Below are 16,553 nucleotides of genomic sequence, written 5' to 3' on the forward strand. Positions count from 1 at the left end.
TTTCAATTGTAAATAACTGGAACGCTAGCCAGCACAAGCCACGTTTCAGGGGATTAAAAATATTCAGGATTTTGCAGAAAAAAGGTTTGATATGAACGCTATTCCAATGATCAATGTATTTAGCAAGCCATGCTACAGCCAGTTTGATGATCAGGATTGGGAAATTCTGGCGCATCATTGGTATCCGGTTGCACGTATTCAGGACGTGAACGAAAAGCCACAGCAAGTCACTTTGCTGGATGTCAAACTGGCAATTTATAAAACTGAAAGCGGCGTCATTCATCTGGTACGCGATATCTGTCCGCATCGTGGTGTACCACTGAGCAAGGGCTGGGTTTCTGGGGGAAATATTGTCTGTCCCTATCATGGTCTGCAATACAACGAACAGGGAAAATGTATCAAAATCCCAGCGCAACCCGAGTTGACTAAAATCTCAGACCGTTTCTCGCTCACAAAATTTCCAGTCGTAGAAAAATACGGTCTGATCTGGACCAGCCTGTTTAGCCGGAATGAAATTGCTGCCAATTTCCCGGTACTAGATACCTGGGATACCGCAGAACATCAATCTATTTTACCGCCATTTGTGGATATTGCCGGTTCGAGTGGTCGTCAGTTAGAAGGCTTTATTGATGTAGCGCATTTTGCCTGGGTGCATCACAATGCTTTTGCCGATCGCGATAATCCGGTGGTGCCGAAATACAATACCGAACGTACGTCTTATGGTCTGCATACTGAATATGTCAGTAATGTCAGCAATTATCCTCATGGCATGCAGCATCTGGCACCTGAAGGCTTTTTATGGAAACGCGTGTTTGATGTCTATCCACCATTTTCCGCCATATTAACTGTACATTTTCCAAATGAAGGCATTCTTAAAATCCTGAATGCCTGCTGTCCAGTGTCACACAACCAAACCAGACTCTTTGTACCATTAACCCGAAATTTTGATACCACTGGCGATTTACAGGCAGTTTATGATTTTAACGCACAGATCTTTGCTGAAGACCAGGAACTGGTAGAAAGTCAAAAACCGGAAGAGCTGCCACTGGATATTTCCATGGAAGCACATTTTGAAGCAGACCGCTCGTCAACAACTTATCGACGTATATTGGCAGAATGGGGATTAAGTAAACGTTATATTGTTTAAAATAAACCAGTAGATTTTATTTAATAAGCGGGGACTATATTTAAATAAATTACACTTTCTTAAAATGCAAAGAATCTATTTAAATATTCAATCATTTAAAATTTATTCTGGTATAAATAAATGAGCTGTCCAAATCATCAGCAGATATTAAAGTTTTTAAGACTTTCCAATGACGTGGGACGGCGTGCTACCCAGCTGGGACATCATCCTTTTGGAGCAGTACTGGTGGCGCCAGATCATGAAACGGTGCTGCTCACCCAATGTAATATTGATACGGTCAATCATGCAGAATCAACATTAGCCCGTATTGCTGCGACCAATTATCCAGCAGATTATTTATGGCAATGTACGCTTTATACGGCAGTAGAACCTTGCTGTATGTGTGCTGGAACCATCTATTGGGCCAATATAGGCCGTGTAGTTTATGGTATTTCGGAAGGACATTTACTTGAATGTACCGGTAATCATCAGGAAAACCCAACGATGAGTGTCAGCTCACACTATATCTTTAGCCATGGACAAAAGGACATTGACTTGATTGGACCAGTACCTGAGATTGAAGCTGAAACGGTCAGTTTACAACAGCAATTCTGGCAAAGCAGATAAGCCTTTTTAGAAGAAAATCCCATTTTAAAAATGGGATTTTTTATTTTACATAAATTATTTTAAATATAAATGCACATCTTAATAGCATTTAATTGTATTAAATGCACTTATTTAATTCATTTTATTTAATATTAAAAAAATTATTTATTAATAAAAATTAAAATATTAAAAAAATACTTTTATTTTAAAAGAAATAAATTAAATAAATCATTTTTTAATTAAGTTGGAATAGTTATTGCTAATTATAAAAAGAACCGATTTTACTCATCTGAGTAAAGTTATTGATTAGTGTGCATGGGGCACAAGTACAAAAAGAGCGGAAGAGAATGAAAGAAAAAAAGACCTTTAAAACCGGATTCAAAACACTGATGGGGATGCTGTGTGCGGGTGGCCTGATGGCGGCATCAATGACTCAAGCACAGGATAAAGCAGCATTTGTATATATTGGCCCAACCAGTGACCATGGCTGGACCTATTCACATGATCAGGGCCGGATCAAGACTGAAAAGGCGCTGGCCGGCAAATATAAAACCTCCTATATCGAAAATGTTCCAGAAACTGCCGACGCAGAGCGTGTTATCCGTAACCTGGCGCAGCAGGGGAATAAAGTCGTTTTTGCCACCTCATTTGGCTATATGAATGCCATGGAGAAAGTTTCCAAGCAGTTCCCGAATACGGTATTTATGCACGCCACTGGTTATAAGCAGGGCAAAAACCTGGGCGTATATGACGTTCGTACCTATGAGGGTGCCTATATGCTCGGTGTAGTTGCTGGACAGAAAACCAAAAACAATGTTTTAGGTGTCGTGGCATCATTCCCGATTCCTGAAGTGGTGCGCAACATCAATGCTTATACTCTGGGTGCACAAAGCGTGAATCCAAAAGTGAAAACCAAAGTGATCTGGGTCAATTCATGGTTTAACCCGGGCAAGGAACGGGATGCTGCATTGGCATTGATTGCTCAAGGTGCCGATGTGTTGATGCAAAATACTGATTCTCCGGCAGTCGTTCAGGCAGCTGAACAGAAAGGGGTCTATGCCTTTGGCTGGGACTCGGATATGAGCAAATTCGGTCCTAAAGCCCATCTGGCGGCTTCTGTACTCCATTGGGAAAAAATCTACACCCCAGTGATGACTCAGGTCAGCAATAAAACATGGAAGCCAAGTGCACTGTGGTATGGGGTAAAACAGAAAGCAGTCGATATTGAGAGCTTCGGACCAATGGTAACCGCAGGTGAGAAAAAGAAAGCACTTGCTGTTCGAGATGCGATCCTGAAAGGTACCTTGCACCCATTTACTGGCCCGCTCTATAAACAGGATGGTTCAATCGTCATTGCTAAAGGTAAAACACTGGATGATGCCACCCTGAGCAAAATGAACTACTACGTAAAAGGTGTAGAAGGTTCACTTCCGAAATAAAAAACAAAATAACAGCCATCACATCATTCTAAACACAGGCTCATGATTCATCTGGCCTTTAGCAAAAGGCAGATGAATCAACCAGCCGCATAAATCAGGGCACTTATGATGAATCCAACACATGATCTGTCTACACCTATGCCCAAGATGAATACAGGTTCAGGCAAGGATATTCCGCGACTGGAGCTAGTCAATATCTGTAAAAGCTACAACTCACTCAAGGCAAATGACCAGATTCATTTGACTGTATACCCTGGACAGATCCACGCCATCTTGGGTGAAAATGGTGCTGGGAAAAGCACCCTGATGAAAATTATCTATGGTGCAGTCAAAGCCAATCAGGGACAAATTCTGTGGAATGGTAAAGAAGTCCGAATAGACAGTCCTTCAATGGCAAGAAAACTCGGGATCGGCATGGTCTATCAGCATTTTTCCCTGTTTGAAACCCTGACTGTTGCTGAAAATATTCTATTGGGACTGGATGAAAAAGTAGATTTACCGAACCTGAGCAAGAAAATTATTGCCGTTTCTGAACAGTATGGTTTACCTGTCGATCCGCGAAGGGAAGTTCATTCCTTATCGGTAGGTGAGCGGCAGCGTGTAGAAATTATTCGTTGCCTGTTACAACATCCAGCGCTGATTATCCTGGATGAACCGACTTCAGTTTTGACACCCCAAGCGGTACGGCAGTTATTTAAAACTCTGCGCATGCTGGCATCTCAGGGAGTTTCTATTTTATATATCAGTCATAAACTGCATGAAATTAAAGAACTCTGTGATGAAGCCACGATTTTGCGTAATGGAAAAGTCACCGGAAACGTCGATCCACGAGAAAAATCGACCAGTGATTTGGCCCGCCTGATGATTGGCCGTGATTTACCCACTTATATACGTGCAGAATATCAGGGCATACCAGAAACCTGTTTTCAGGTTGAAAATCTTGGCTATCAGTCTGATGATCCTTTTGGTGTGTCCTTACAAAATATCAATCTTAGCGTTCAGGCAGGTGAAATTGTCGGTATTGCTGGTATTTCCGGAAATGGACAGGCTGAACTGCTGTCTTTACTGTCCGGCGAAGCGCTGACCAAAACTGGCAGGCTTTATCTGGAACAACAGGAGATTACTGCATTAACTGCTGGCCAGCGGCGTAATGTGGGACTTGGGTTTGTACCGGAAGAACGTTTAGGTCGTGGTGCCGTCCCCAATATGACATTGGCTCAAAATGCGCTATTGACCGCCTATCGTCAGAAATTCACCCGTTGGGGCTTGATTAAATTCTCAGATATCCAGACTTTTGCTGAAAAAATTATCAAAAAATTTGGGGTTAAGGCCAGTGGTGCGAACGCAGAAGCCCGTTCTTTATCGGGTGGGAATTTGCAAAAATTTATTGTCGGCCGTGAAATTATGCAGAATCCAAAATTCCTGATCGTGGCTCAGCCCACATGGGGCGTAGATGTAGGCGCTTCCATGTTTATCCGCCAGACGCTGATCGATCTGTCACGTCAAGGGGTCGGTATTCTGGTGATTTCTGAAGAACTCGAAGAACTGTTTGAGATGAGCGATCGCATTTGTGTACTCGCCAATGGCGAGTTGTCGAATCCAATTCCAACCCAACAAACCAATGCAGAAAGTATTGGCTTACTCATGTCTGGCATTCAACGCCATGAAGCGACCTCGACGACGGCAGAGGAGCAACACGCGCATGCTTAAGACTTTATTTAAACAACAAATGATCTGGGGAGGATGAGCACATGCATTTACTCGAACCACGTGAACATCCGTCACAACTGATGAAATGGCTGTCACCAGTCATTGCCCTGGCAGCCATGCTGGTCGTTGGCAGTATTTTATTTTTAATGCTGGGGATTAGTCCTGCACAGGCCATGTATGTGTTTTTTGTTGAACCGCTGATGACCTCTTATGGCTGGAGCGAGTTGGCCGTTAAAGCAGGTCCTTTGATTCTGATTGCTCTCGGTTTAGCTGTTGGGTTTCGTGCCAAACTGTTCAATATCGGTGCCGAAGGTCAGCTGATCATGGGTGCCATTTTTGGCGGTGGTATCGCACTGCTGTTCCATGAACAGGCAGGTTGGTGGATTTTACCTCTTATGATTTTTATGGGTGCAATTGGCGGTGCCTTATGGGGCGCAATTCCTGCATTACTGAAAACCCATTTTAATGCCGAGGAAACCCTGACCACCTTGATGATGAACTATGTCGCACTGTTTGTATTGCTCTATCTGGTTAATGGTCCTTGGCGTGATTCAGAGGGTATGAATTTTCCGCAAACTGTCATGTTTAGTGAAAGTGCAACCTTACCAATGATTCTGGAAGGAACACGGGTTAATGCTTCAATCTTTATCATCGCTGTGGCTGTGCTTCTGTTCTGGCTCTTTATGCGTAAAAGTATGACTGCTTTTAAACTGGAAGTCAGCGGACAGGCTCCTCTAGCTGCTAAATATGCTGGTTTCTCATCTTCCAAAGCGATCTGGCTGAGTCTGGTGATTTCCGGAATGATGGCGGGGATTGCCGGGATATGTGAAGTAGCAGGCCCAATCGGCCAGCTGAATCCGAGCCTGTCACCGGGTTATGGCTATGCTGCAATTATTGTCGCTTATCTGGGTCGTCTGAATCCGATTGGTATCGTACTTTCCGGATCATTAATGGCATTGATTTATCTCGGTGGGGAAATGGCACAAATGCAATTACAGCTTCCGGTTGCGATTACCGGGATATTCCAAGGCTTGCTGCTGTTTTTCCTGTTGGGATCGGATGCCTTGATTGAAAACCGTTACCGCTTTGCCAAAAAACGTGTAGTGCCTGCAGCTGAACCTGTTTCGGCAAATGCTTAACAAGACCGGAGGAAGAACAATATGGCTATAGAAATGACCGCAATTCTGGCCGGTACAATCGCCGCAGCAACGCCTCTAATCTTTGCTGGTTTAGGTGAGTTGGTGTCACAACGTACTGGGGTAATTAATTTAGGCGTAGAAGGCATGATGCTGGTCGGTGCTATTGCCGGTTTTGCCTTTGCTGCCCAATATGAAGCCAGTGTATTTAGTGCCTTATTGATCGGTGGGCTGGCAGGTATGCTGATGGCATTGATCTTTGCTTTCTTCACCTTATCACTTAGTACCAATCAGTCGGCCTGTGGTTTGGCTTTAACTATTTTTGGGCTGGGTATTTCTGCATTTTTAGGTCAGAACTATGTCAGCATGGCTTTACCGGGTTTAAGTAGCTGGAATATACCTGTACTGGCAGATATTCCCTTCATTGGTCCAATCCTGTTTCAGCAAAACTATGTGGTCTATCTGTCCATACTGGCATTTTTTGCTGTGTGGTTTGTATTGGCAAAAACCCGTCTGGGCTTGCTGTTAAAAGCAGTAGGAGAGTCACCTGAAAGTGCACATGCCATGGGTTACCACGTACTGGCTATTCGCTACGGCGCCGTCCTGTTTGGCGGCTTGATGGCAGGTATTGGGGGAGCATTCTTATCCACTGTATATACCCCAATGTGGATTGAAAATATGGTCGCAGGTCGGGGCTGGATTGCAATTGCTCTGGTGGTCTTTGCTGTCTGGAAACCATCCCGACTGATGTTGGGTGCTTATCTGTTCGGTGGTGTGACCATTCTGCAGTTTCATGCGCAGGCATTGGGAATCAAAGTACCCAATGAGTTTTTAGCAGCTCTGCCTTATCTGGCGACGATTGTAGTACTAGTCGTGATTTCCCGAGACAAGAAACTTTTGAAGATGAATCTGCCAGCGTCATTAGGCAAAACGTTTGTGCCTTAAACCTATCAATTAAAAAGATGATATAGAACAAAATGAAAATTTTAGCAGCAGCCTATGTGCTGACCATGAATAGTCAAAATGAATGCATCAAAAATGGGGCGATATTGATTGAGGGAGACCGAATCAAGGCCATAGGAACCAAGACCGAACTTATCCAAAAGTATCCCAATGTCATCGTACGTGATTATCCTGAAGCCCTATTAATGCCAGGCTTAATCAATACGCACTGTCATTCCGGACTATTAAGAGGCACTGCTGAAGGACTGCCAGTATGGGATTGGCTGGAACAGTTTATTGATCCCATGCATCGTGTGCTTCAACCTGAAGATGCCAAGGCTGCCTCGTACTTGTGTTATGCAGAAGCGTTATTATCCGGTACCACGACCATTGTCGATATGTGGCGCTACATGGATGGTAGTGCAGAAGCCGCACAACAGCTTGGTATCCGTGCTATCTTGGTACCTTATGTCGCCGAGCACCCTGACCATGACTATTTTGAAACCTTAAAAACGAATGAAGCCCTGATTGATCGTTGGCATCAGCAAAGTCATGGCCAAATTCAGGTCTGGGTGGGCTTAGAACATCTGTTTTATGCTGAACCTCATGCACTCAAACGTATTCAAAGCTTATGCCAGGATTATCAGACCGGTTTTCACACCCATAGCAATGAAAGCCAGTTTGATGTCCAGGAAAACTTGCGCCGTCATCGTGTACGTCCAATCCAGACACTGGAACAGCTGGGTCTTTTAGATATGCCACATACCTTACTTGCACATTGTGTGTGGGCAGATTCTAATGAAATTCGAATTTTGAAAGAACACAATGTTGGAGTTGCCCATAATCCAGTTTCAAACATGAAACTGGCCTCAGGTGCTGCGCCTGTACTGGATATGCTCAAACAGGGGATTGCTGTCGGTTTAGGCACAGATGGAGAAAAAGAAAATAACAATCTGGATATGTTTGAGGAAATGAAGACGGCTTCTTTATTGGCCAAGTTTTCTTCTTTGGATGCAGCAGCCCTAGATGCGTGGTCTGTTTGCCAGATGGCAACCTGCTTAGGTGCAAAGGCATTGGGCATGCAGGATCAGATTGGTAGCCTGCAAGTGGGGAAACTAGCTGACATTATTGTTGTAGATATCGCTACCCCACGTATGACGCCGTTGGTGGATGAAGGCCGGTTATTTAATTTATATACTAATCTTGTACATGCTGTTCAGGGACAGGATGTCATTATGACCATGGTTGGCGGTAAAATTGTCACTGAAGGTGGGCAATTGCTGAATGCACATCTACAAAGTTTAATCGATGAAGTCAATCGGGTTACACCTTTACTCTTTAAACGACGTGATGCATGGATGGCACACAAAGGTAAAGCCATCAATGAATTAAATCGAAATTCAGCTGAGGAAACTGAATAAATACGATCTTAGCAATGAGCTATATTGCAGGCTGTATAAACCAGTAACCCAAATTTAAACCTGTATACCTATCCTGGTCGCATTGTCCTATTTTAGTGATTTCAAAGATTCCACATATCATGACGACGCTAAGCAGAAATATTCGAGGAGCAGATTATGCTGCCATTTATGTGGTCGGAGATCTGCATGGTTGCTATCGCCTTCTGATGCAAGAATTGGAAAAAATCCGGTTTAATTTTGAGCAAGACTTGCTGATATGTACCGGTGATCTGGTGGATCGAGGCAGTGAAAATCTGGAATGTATTTCTTTATTAGATCAGCCATGGTTCTTGAGCGTCCGCGGCAATCACGAAGAAATGTGCATCAAAGGGCGTGAGGATGTATGGATTCAGGATATGCATGCACGAAATGGTGGCGAATGGTTCTATCTGTTGTCCACCGAAAAACAGGATGAACTCAGCGCAATCTTCTCTCAGCTTCCATTGGTCATTGAAATTCAACTTGAAGATAAAAAGATTGGCATTTTGCATGCGGATATTGATATCCATGACTGGAATCAGTTTAAGACAAACATTGCCAAAGGTGAACGAAAAATTCCGGGTTTAACTTCAGCTTATACCAATGCGTTATGGGGGAGAGGCCGTATCCGGCATCATTCCAAGTGCTATGGAACCGTTAAAAACATTGATGAGATCTATTTAGGACATACCATTGTGCAAAGACATACCCAGATTGATAACTGTCACTATATTGATGTCGGTTCCTCTTATACGCAGCAGCTGTGTATCGTCAAAATTAAATGAGGATAAGGGCGGTAGTATAAAAGATCTCCTTACGAAAAAATGAAAAGCCATCAATATGATGGCTTGATTAAACGATTTAATAGGTTTTATAAGGTAAAAACTTGCCAGACAATACGACATTTACCCGGTCACCGTTTGGATTTTCCTCACGCTGAATATCCATGCTGAAGTCAATTGCGCTCATAATGCCATCACCAAATTCTTCATGGATCAGCTCTTTAATCGTCGAACCATATACATTTACAACTTCATACCAGCGGTAAATTAAAGGATCAGTAGGAACACTGGTTGGCAAAGAGCCTTTGTAAGGTACAATTTGCAGCCATGCCACTGCCTCATCACTAAGCTCAAAAATCTGACCAACTTTCTCTGCCTGCTGTTTATTAAATGCCATTTGTCCTAGGCAGGCAGCCGTTACCCATTCTTTAGAAAGACCAATTTCCTTGGCGACATCTGCCCATTTAATTGATTTTAAAACTTTCGCTGAAATGATCATGTCAGTTACTTGTTGACGATGGGTAATCATAAAAATCTCCAGATTATTTTTGAAATACATTTATATGAATTTTCATTAATGCAGTTCTCATGCCAACTAGAGGACCAAATTAGTTTTAAATAGAGTGTAAAAAATTGAATGATTTTTAAATAATTTATGGCACAGCTTTTGCTTCATTTATAACAAGCATGGCAATGGCGCCATAACAAAATTACCTGTTCTGATATTTAAGGCAATGACGCCTAAGGTTTCAAAGACCTTAGGCGTCTTTTTGTTTAAAAACAGGTCCAGATATTAAAAATGAGGACGATGACATGGCATATCTTGCTCCTGCAGAGTTTGCAAAAAAAGTGGTAGATGCGGGTGAATCCAAATTACATATGGCAACCCGTGATGTATTGATTCGTGCCTTTATGGCAGGTGCGATTTTGGCACTGGCAGCGGTATTTGCCATTACCATAGCCGTGCAAACAGGATCACCACTGATTGGTGCGCTCCTGTTTCCAGTTGGTTTTTGTATGTTGTATTTATTAGGCTATGACCTTTTAACTGGGGTATTTGTACTTACGCCGTTGGCATGGCTAGATAAACGCCCAGGGGTGACATGGGGACGTATTCTAAAAAACTGGGGCTTGGTGTTTGTAGGGAACTTTACAGGTTGTTTGGTTGTTGCGGTGCTCATGGCAGCGGTTTATACCATGGGTTTTGCAGCAGATCCAAACCCTGTCGGCGTGAAAATTGCGCATATTGGCGAGGAGCGGACATTAGGTTATGCCGAATACGGATTCGCCGGCTGGATGACTATTTTTATCCGTGGCATGCTGTGTAACTGGATGGTGTCATTAGGTGTCATTGGTGCGATGATGTCTACTACCGTGAGTGGCAAATTTATTGCCATGTGGATGCCAATTATGCTGTTCTTTGCCATGGGCTTTGAGCACTCTGTCGTGAACATGTTCCTGTTCCCATTTGCCATGATGATGGGCGGTGACTTCTCGATTGCTGACTATTTCCTATGGAATGAACTGCCAGTTGCTTTAGGTAATCTGGTGGGTGGTTTGGCATTAACAGGTCTGGCACTTTATACCACCCATGTCCGTACTGGTGTTAAAAAAGAATTTTAATATTCACCATTTTATAAAGGGATCATATAGATCCCTTTTTGAGCTTTCAGCATGAAAAAAACATTAAAAGTCAGTATTGGGCAATATTCTACTGCCGGAATTAAACAACAGAACCAGGATTTCCATGGAGTATATCTGCCCGAAGGACATGTGCTGAAACAGAAAGGTATTGCCTGTGTTATAGCGGATGGAATCGGTAGCAGTAATGTCAGTCATCTTGCAGCAGAAACCGCCGTTGGCAGTTTTTTATCTGATTATTATTCTACTTCAGATGCCTGGAGCACACAGACTTCAGCAGAACGAGTAATCCGCGCAACCAATTCATGGCTTTATGCACAGACTCAACAAAGTCAAGGACGTTTTGATAAAGATCGAGGTTATGTTTGTACCTTATCTGCACTGATTTTAAAACAGCAACAAGCCCATATTTTTCATGTTGGTGATAGTCGTATTTACCGCATTCGCGATCATGAAATTGAATTACTAACCCATGATCATCGTGTCTGGTTATCTTCCAGAGAGCATTATCTTAGTCGAGCCTTAGGTGCGGATTATCGTATTGAAATTGATTACCGAAATATTGAGCTCAAAGAAAAAGATATTTTTTTACTGATGACCGATGGGGTCTATGAATTTGTCACAGATCAACAATTGTTAGATTTAACTTTAATAGATGGGGATTTAAATCAACTTGCCAAAGCATTCGTTGAAAAAGCCTTAGAACAGGGCAGTGATGATAACTTAAGTCTCCAGGTGATCCGTGTAGAACAGTTACCTGAACTGAATCAGTTTCATATTCAGCAGAATTATGTATTTCCACAACAGCTCAGTAAAGGTGAAGTTTTTGAAGGCTATGTGATTGATAAAATTTTGCACCAAAATCATCGCAGTTGCCTGTATTTGGCACACGATACTCAACAGCAGCCTTTGGTCATAAAAACTTTGGGGGTAGATTTACAGCAAGATAAGAATGCCGTAGAGCAGTTTCAACTCGAAGATTGGGTATCGAAACGTCTGAAACATGACAACCTGATGCACTGTTATCCACATAACACAGAGAAAAAATATTTATTCCAATGTTATGAATATTTGCAGGGTGAAACCTTGGCTCAATGGCTGCATCGCCAGGAAAAGCCTTTAAAGCTCGATGATATTTTACCAATTTTGCAACAAACGGCCTTGGCTTTAAATGCAATGCATCGGCTGGAGATGCTGCATCAGGATATACGGCCAAAAAACATCATGGTTTTAAATACAGAAAGTGCCATGAAAATTAAACTGATTGATTATGGTTCAACAGCAGTAAGAGGTCTAGTCGAAATTAATCCTAAAAATGCGAATCGAGCACTCGGAACCTTGGCATTTATGGCACCGGAGTATTTTATTGATCATTCGCCATCTGTACATTCAGACCAATTTTCTTTGGCGGTCATGGCCTATTATTTACTCACCAAACAATTACCTTATGGCACAGATTTAGCTCGCTGTAACAGTTTAAAGCAGCTTAAAAAAGTTCAATATCATTCCATCAGGAAATATCGGCCTGATTTACCTATATGGTTAGATAAAATTTTAGGCCAAGCGCTGAGTATTGAACCGACACATCGTTTTGAGGCTTTGTCTGAACTCATTCATAATCTAACGCATCCTTCCAAAGAATTATTAAACTCTAAACCACCAGCAATCATTGAACGTGATCCTTTACGTTTTTGGCAAATGAGTTGCGCCGTATTAGGGCTATTATTTTTACTGAGTATTGCATGGCCATTTATTTGAAAAGACAGGATCAAACCATGCTTAAAATTAGAGGGATATAGATAAGTTTTTATTCAAACTAGACCATAAGGTTAAATGTCAAAAGCACAGCAATCAATCAACAACCAGATAAAACAAGAACCCTATAGTTGTCATTTGAACAGACTTCTAAGATAAGCAGATAACAACAAAAAAGCAGGGAACCAAAATGTCTACTCAAATTTTATCGTCTATCCTGAGTACTGCCATGATATTGGCATTCGCTGGATGTACATCGTCATCCAAGTCTCCGATTACAGACAGTTATGGTTCTCAACCTCAGCTGCCTGAACCCAAATCCAGTTTGTTCCCTGTCGTTAATATCGCACCAGCCAAAGGTTGGCCGGTAAATACCATGCCTACACCGGCTGCGGGATTAAAAGTGCAGGCATTTGCCAAAGGTCTTCAGCATCCACGTTGGCTCTATGTTCTGCCGAATGGAGATGTATTGGTGGCGGAAACCGATGCGCCGCCCAAGCCTGAAGATAGTCAGGGGATTAAGGGTAAAATCATGAAAGTGGTCATGAAAAGGGCGGGATCTTCTCATCCAAGTCCTAATCGTATTAGTCTACTTCGTGATAATAACCATGACGGCGTTGCTGATCAGAAAACAGTATTTTTGCAGAATTTAAACTCACCATTTGGCATGACCCTAGTTGGAAATACACTATATGTAGCGAATACAGATGCTTTAGTAGGTTTTCCTTATCAGCCAGGTATCACTCAAATCAAAGAAAGTGGTCGCAAAGTATTGGCTTTACCGGCAGGTCCCTTAAACCATCATTGGACCAAAAACGTGATTGCCAATCCTGAAGGAACCAAACTCTACATTACAGTTGGCTCCAACAGTAATGTAGCTGAAAATGGCCTAGACCAAGAAAAAGGACGAGCTCTGATCATGGAATTTGATATGGCCAGTTCTAAGGCACGTCCATTTGCAACTGGCTTACGTAATCCTAATGGTATGGATTGGCAGCCTCAAAGTGGAGCATTATGGACGGTAGTCAATGAGCGGGATGAAATCGGGAATGATTTGGTACCTGACTATATGACCTCAGTGAAAGACGGCGCTTTTTATGGCTGGCCTTATAGTTATTATGGTCAACATGTAGATACACGGGTAAAACCACAAAATCCCGGACTGGTAGCACGGGCGATTAAACCGGATTATGCATTAGGCAACCACACGGCATCATTAGGTTTGAGTTTTTATAAAGCTGAGTTAATGCCTCAATATCGCGGCGGTGCACTAATTGGTCAGCATGGTTCTTGGAACAGGAAACCACATAGTGGCTATAAAGTAATTTTTGTACCATTTAGTAATGGTCAGCCTTCCGGTACCCCACAAGATGTCCTGACAGGCTTTTTAAGCAAAAATGGAGAGGCACTAGGAAGGCCAGTGGGTGTAACAGTAGATTTATCAGGCGCAATATTGGTTGCTGATGATGTAGGAGATACGATTTGGCGTGTGTCACCAGATGAACAGGTCCGTTAATCAGCAAGAAAAGGGATAGAAATATTGATGTTTATATTCAAAAACTTAAATACCAGTATGCTATAGTTTTACTTGGGAAAATATTCAGAAAAATAAAAGCCTTATAGTCTCTCCCAAAACTATAAGGCTTAGCGGCTGTAGTCTCTTCTTTTATCACTTACTATCCCGGTAAGTTCGCTGTCTTGGCGACTTTATTATCGTTATAATGCGATTATTATCAGCTTTCCTTGCTGACTCTTTATGTGAAATATAATGTCAAAAATTTTAATGATAGAAAATAGGGTAATTACTCTAATTTGTGTAAGCAATTTCCTACAAAAAATAACACCTTTATACAAAATAAAACATTATATGAAAATTCTTGTAAATATATTCATTTTTAATGCACTTAAACCAAAGTATCTTAATGATTTTTATTAAAAAATAATTAATACGTTATATACCCTTTAGGTATCATTGCTTGACCCAATGACCATAATTGAGCTCTTCTAAGAAGCCAATTTAACAAATTAATAGCAATCTATATTCTCCATCATTTTCAACAGGAGCTCTATGCACACAGGGTAAAACTTGCTGTGCTGGATGATCAACAGCGAGTCGCCAGAGATTTCCCGTGCCTAAATTGACAGGCTTTACATCAGCTTTAGCCCGATAATGCAGATCGAAGAAATATTCTTCCAGAAACGCCTCAAACTCAGTTTCTGGTCCGTCATGTAACTGCTTGAGTTGTTCCCTGATTTCAGGAATCAAGATTTTTTGCTCAACCTGGTCATTGGGCAAAATCTCACTTGCAGCACCGTGATAGGTGCATAAAAATGTATCCGTTTCGATAGGGGAGCGATCCACATGATAGGAATAGACATCGGTCGAAATAAAATCAAACTCATCATCCCGTTCATAGCATTTTAGCAAATTCAGGGAAGGAGAAACGCCGTAGTCAGTCAATAGCTGCATATCTTTTAATATGATTTCTCTAGCCACCTGACCCTGTTCAGAAAGCTGAAGCGCCAAAAGATCTTTAACAGAAACTTCAGTCATATTTCCTTTTAAATCAAGTTTAGCAACGATTTCTTTAAAATCACCACACAAATTTCTAGACCAGCAGATGGCATTCGCTTCGCCAAAAAAATCCGAATATACAAGTTCAGAAAAAGTTGAAACCACTCGAACTTGAGGATTGCCAGAAAAGGTATTGGTCATTTCAGAATGAAGTCGCTACTTATAAATCGTGCTCAATAATACACTTTGATGTTTAGAAATGAATAATGATCGGCAACATAAACTAGAATCTTAATTTCCCTAATTTGTACAGTCCACTCGGTAAGATGAATTTAACTCATCTTTTACTGAATTTATATCGTTTTACTCATGTTTGGATTCGCGCTTAAATACAGCCATACAGCAATTTGCTTTTTTTATAAAAATTTAGGTGGCATATCTCCATGAGTACAGCATTCCAATGTTCAATTAAACGTATTCGTTTTGATGAGAACTACGAACCAGCAAACAATACACGTTTAACCACCAACTTTGCCAATCTGGCACGTGGTGAAAGCCGTCAGGAGAATCTTCGTCGTACACTTGCGATGATTAATAACCGTTTTAATAGCTTGGCAACGGCCGATAACCCTAAAGGCGATCGTTATTCACTAGAAATTGACATCATCTCTGCTGAAATTGATATTGAGGGAAATGGTCAAACCTTTCCATTTATTGAAACCTTGAAAAGTACCGTTATTGACCATCATACCAATGAACGCATTGAAGGTATGATCGGGAATAGCTTTTCATCTTATGTACGTGATTATGACTTCAGTGTGGTATTGCCATCACTCCGCTGTAAGGCCAATGAAAAACCTGAAGACTTTGGTGACCTGCACGGCAAGCTGTACCAGCATCTTGTGAATTCAGCAGTCTTTAAAGCTGAATTTAATAAACAGCCTGTGATTTGTCTGAGTGTTTCCACTACGAAAACCTACTACCGCAGTGCCAATGTGCATCCTGTTCTAGGCGTAGAATACACCAATGATGACTACTCACGTACCGATGAATATTTTAAAAAAATGGGCTTAAGTGTTCGCTACTTTAAACCTGAAAATGGCAATGCGCCGTTGGCATTCTACTTTGCTGGTGACTTGCTGCATGATTACACCGATTTTGAACTGATCAGTGCGATCAGCACCATGGAAAGCTTCCAGAAAATCTATCGTCCTGAAATTTATAATACCAATTCACCTGCAGGGGTGGTGTATCAGCCTAGCTTGAGCTATGGCGATTATTCATTGACCCGCATTGTCTATGACCGTGTTGAACGGGGTGAATTGGCAGTCAAACAGGGTAAATGGACCGAGGAAAACTTCATTAAGCCGTATAAAGACATTCTGGATGAGTGGGCTGCCAATTTTAAAGTAGCAACGGCTCAGCAAGACAACGCTGCCTGATAGATCACATATATAAACGA

General features: G+C 41.9%; 14 protein-coding genes. 12 read left to right on the forward strand and 2 right to left on the reverse strand.

Going from position 1 to position 16,553, the window contains the following annotated elements:
• Positions 1-91: 91 nt before the first annotated feature.
• The 8 genes from ACS72_RS16315 to ACS72_RS16350 all read left to right on the forward strand — a co-directional run bounded on the left by ACS72_RS16315 (position 92) and on the right by ACS72_RS16350 (position 9,183).
• Positions 92-1,147, forward strand: coding sequence for an aromatic ring-hydroxylating dioxygenase subunit alpha (locus ACS72_RS16315; RefSeq protein WP_048882737.1), 1,056 nt, complete (start codon positions 92-94; stop codon positions 1,145-1,147).
• 120 nt (positions 1,148-1,267) lie between these two features.
• Complete coding sequence (locus tag ACS72_RS16320; protein WP_048882738.1) at positions 1,268-1,753, forward strand: nucleoside deaminase; 486 nt, start codon at positions 1,268-1,270, stop codon at positions 1,751-1,753.
• A gap of 326 nt (positions 1,754-2,079) precedes the next feature.
• A complete protein-coding gene (locus ACS72_RS16325; protein ID WP_048882739.1) occupies positions 2,080-3,171 on the forward strand; it encodes a BMP family ABC transporter substrate-binding protein in 1,092 nt (363 codons plus the stop codon).
• A 138-nt stretch (positions 3,172-3,309) separates the two neighbouring features.
• Positions 3,310-4,881, forward strand: coding sequence for an ABC transporter ATP-binding protein (locus ACS72_RS16330; protein ID WP_228156247.1), 1,572 nt, complete (start codon positions 3,310-3,312; stop codon positions 4,879-4,881).
• Positions 4,882-4,922: 41 nt separating this feature from the next.
• Complete coding sequence (locus ACS72_RS16335) at positions 4,923-6,020, forward strand: ABC transporter permease (RefSeq protein ID WP_048882741.1); 1,098 nt, start codon at positions 4,923-4,925, stop codon at positions 6,018-6,020.
• A gap of 21 nt (positions 6,021-6,041) precedes the next feature.
• Positions 6,042-6,962 (forward strand): ABC transporter permease, encoded by a 921-nt coding sequence (locus tag ACS72_RS16340; protein WP_004809345.1) that lies wholly within the window; start codon positions 6,042-6,044, stop codon positions 6,960-6,962.
• A 32-nt stretch (positions 6,963-6,994) separates the two neighbouring features.
• The gene (locus tag ACS72_RS16345) at positions 6,995-8,380 is read left to right on the forward strand and encodes an amidohydrolase family protein (protein WP_048882742.1); all 1,386 of its coding nucleotides are present in this window, start codon (positions 6,995-6,997) and stop codon (positions 8,378-8,380) included.
• 119 nt (positions 8,381-8,499) lie between these two features.
• Entirely contained in the window at positions 8,500-9,183 is a 684-nt protein-coding gene (locus tag ACS72_RS16350; protein WP_048882743.1) for a metallophosphoesterase, read from the forward strand.
• Between the two features lie 76 nt (positions 9,184-9,259).
• Here ACS72_RS16350 and cynS read toward each other — a convergent pair whose 3' ends face one another.
• Positions 9,260-9,709, reverse strand: coding sequence for a cyanase (gene cynS, locus ACS72_RS16355; RefSeq protein ID WP_034592169.1), 450 nt, complete (start codon positions 9,707-9,709; stop codon positions 9,260-9,262).
• A 284-nt stretch (positions 9,710-9,993) separates the two neighbouring features.
• Between cynS and ACS72_RS16360 the strand changes: the two genes are divergently transcribed.
• The 3 genes from ACS72_RS16360 to ACS72_RS16370 all read left to right on the forward strand — a co-directional run bounded on the left by ACS72_RS16360 (position 9,994) and on the right by ACS72_RS16370 (position 14,092).
• Positions 9,994-10,803 carry a formate/nitrite transporter family protein gene (locus ACS72_RS16360; RefSeq protein WP_008303564.1) on the forward strand — a complete coding sequence of 270 codons (810 nt, stop codon included), beginning with the start codon at positions 9,994-9,996 and terminating at the stop codon, positions 10,801-10,803.
• Positions 10,804-10,854: 51 nt separating this feature from the next.
• A complete protein-coding gene (locus ACS72_RS16365; protein WP_048882744.1) occupies positions 10,855-12,579 on the forward strand; it encodes a bifunctional protein-serine/threonine kinase/phosphatase in 1,725 nt (574 codons plus the stop codon).
• Between the two features lie 187 nt (positions 12,580-12,766).
• Entirely contained in the window at positions 12,767-14,092 is a 1,326-nt protein-coding gene (locus ACS72_RS16370) for a sorbosone dehydrogenase family protein (RefSeq protein ID WP_048882745.1), read from the forward strand.
• Positions 14,093-14,593: 501 nt separating this feature from the next.
• Here ACS72_RS16370 and ACS72_RS16375 read toward each other — a convergent pair.
• The gene (locus ACS72_RS16375; RefSeq protein ID WP_048882746.1) at positions 14,594-15,292 is read right to left on the reverse strand and encodes a DUF1826 domain-containing protein; all 699 of its coding nucleotides are present in this window, start codon (positions 15,290-15,292) and stop codon (positions 14,594-14,596) included.
• A gap of 242 nt (positions 15,293-15,534) precedes the next feature.
• On the opposite strand from ACS72_RS16375, the gene ACS72_RS16380 reads away from it, so the two are divergent.
• The gene (locus ACS72_RS16380) at positions 15,535-16,533 is read left to right on the forward strand and encodes a putative oxygenase MesX (RefSeq protein WP_048882747.1); all 999 of its coding nucleotides are present in this window, start codon (positions 15,535-15,537) and stop codon (positions 16,531-16,533) included.
• Positions 16,534-16,553: the final 20 nt, after the last annotated feature.

The sequence above is a fragment of the Acinetobacter sp. VT 511 genome (genome assembly GCF_001077515.1).
Lineage (GTDB): Bacteria > Pseudomonadota > Gammaproteobacteria > Pseudomonadales > Moraxellaceae > Acinetobacter > Acinetobacter schindleri.

Excerpts from the sequence above, each read along its gene's own strand:
- ACS72_RS16315 (WP_048882737.1), top strand. The coding sequence starts at position 92 with ATGAACGCTATTCCAATGATCAATGTATTTAGCAAGCCATGCTACAGC.
- ACS72_RS16320 (WP_048882738.1), top strand. The coding sequence starts at position 1,268 with ATGAGCTGTCCAAATCATCAGCAGATATTAAAGTTTTTAAGACTTTCC.
- ACS72_RS16325 (WP_048882739.1), top strand. The coding sequence starts at position 2,080 with ATGAAAGAAAAAAAGACCTTTAAAACCGGATTCAAAACACTGATGGGG.
- ACS72_RS16330 (WP_228156247.1), top strand. The coding sequence starts at position 3,310 with ATGCCCAAGATGAATACAGGTTCAGGCAAGGATATTCCGCGACTGGAG.
- ACS72_RS16335 (WP_048882741.1), top strand. The coding sequence starts at position 4,923 with ATGCATTTACTCGAACCACGTGAACATCCGTCACAACTGATGAAATGG.
- ACS72_RS16340 (WP_004809345.1), top strand. The coding sequence starts at position 6,042 with ATGGCTATAGAAATGACCGCAATTCTGGCCGGTACAATCGCCGCAGCA.
- ACS72_RS16345 (WP_048882742.1), top strand. The coding sequence starts at position 6,995 with ATGAAAATTTTAGCAGCAGCCTATGTGCTGACCATGAATAGTCAAAAT.
- ACS72_RS16350 (WP_048882743.1), top strand. The coding sequence starts at position 8,500 with ATGACGACGCTAAGCAGAAATATTCGAGGAGCAGATTATGCTGCCATT.
- cynS (WP_034592169.1), bottom strand. The coding sequence starts at position 9,709 with ATGATTACCCATCGTCAACAAGTAACTGACATGATCATTTCAGCGAAA.
- ACS72_RS16360 (WP_008303564.1), top strand. The coding sequence starts at position 9,994 with ATGGCATATCTTGCTCCTGCAGAGTTTGCAAAAAAAGTGGTAGATGCG.
- ACS72_RS16365 (WP_048882744.1), top strand. The coding sequence starts at position 10,855 with ATGAAAAAAACATTAAAAGTCAGTATTGGGCAATATTCTACTGCCGGA.
- ACS72_RS16370 (WP_048882745.1), top strand. The coding sequence starts at position 12,767 with ATGTCTACTCAAATTTTATCGTCTATCCTGAGTACTGCCATGATATTG.
- ACS72_RS16375 (WP_048882746.1), bottom strand. The coding sequence starts at position 15,292 with ATGACCAATACCTTTTCTGGCAATCCTCAAGTTCGAGTGGTTTCAACT.
- ACS72_RS16380 (WP_048882747.1), top strand. The coding sequence starts at position 15,535 with ATGAGTACAGCATTCCAATGTTCAATTAAACGTATTCGTTTTGATGAG.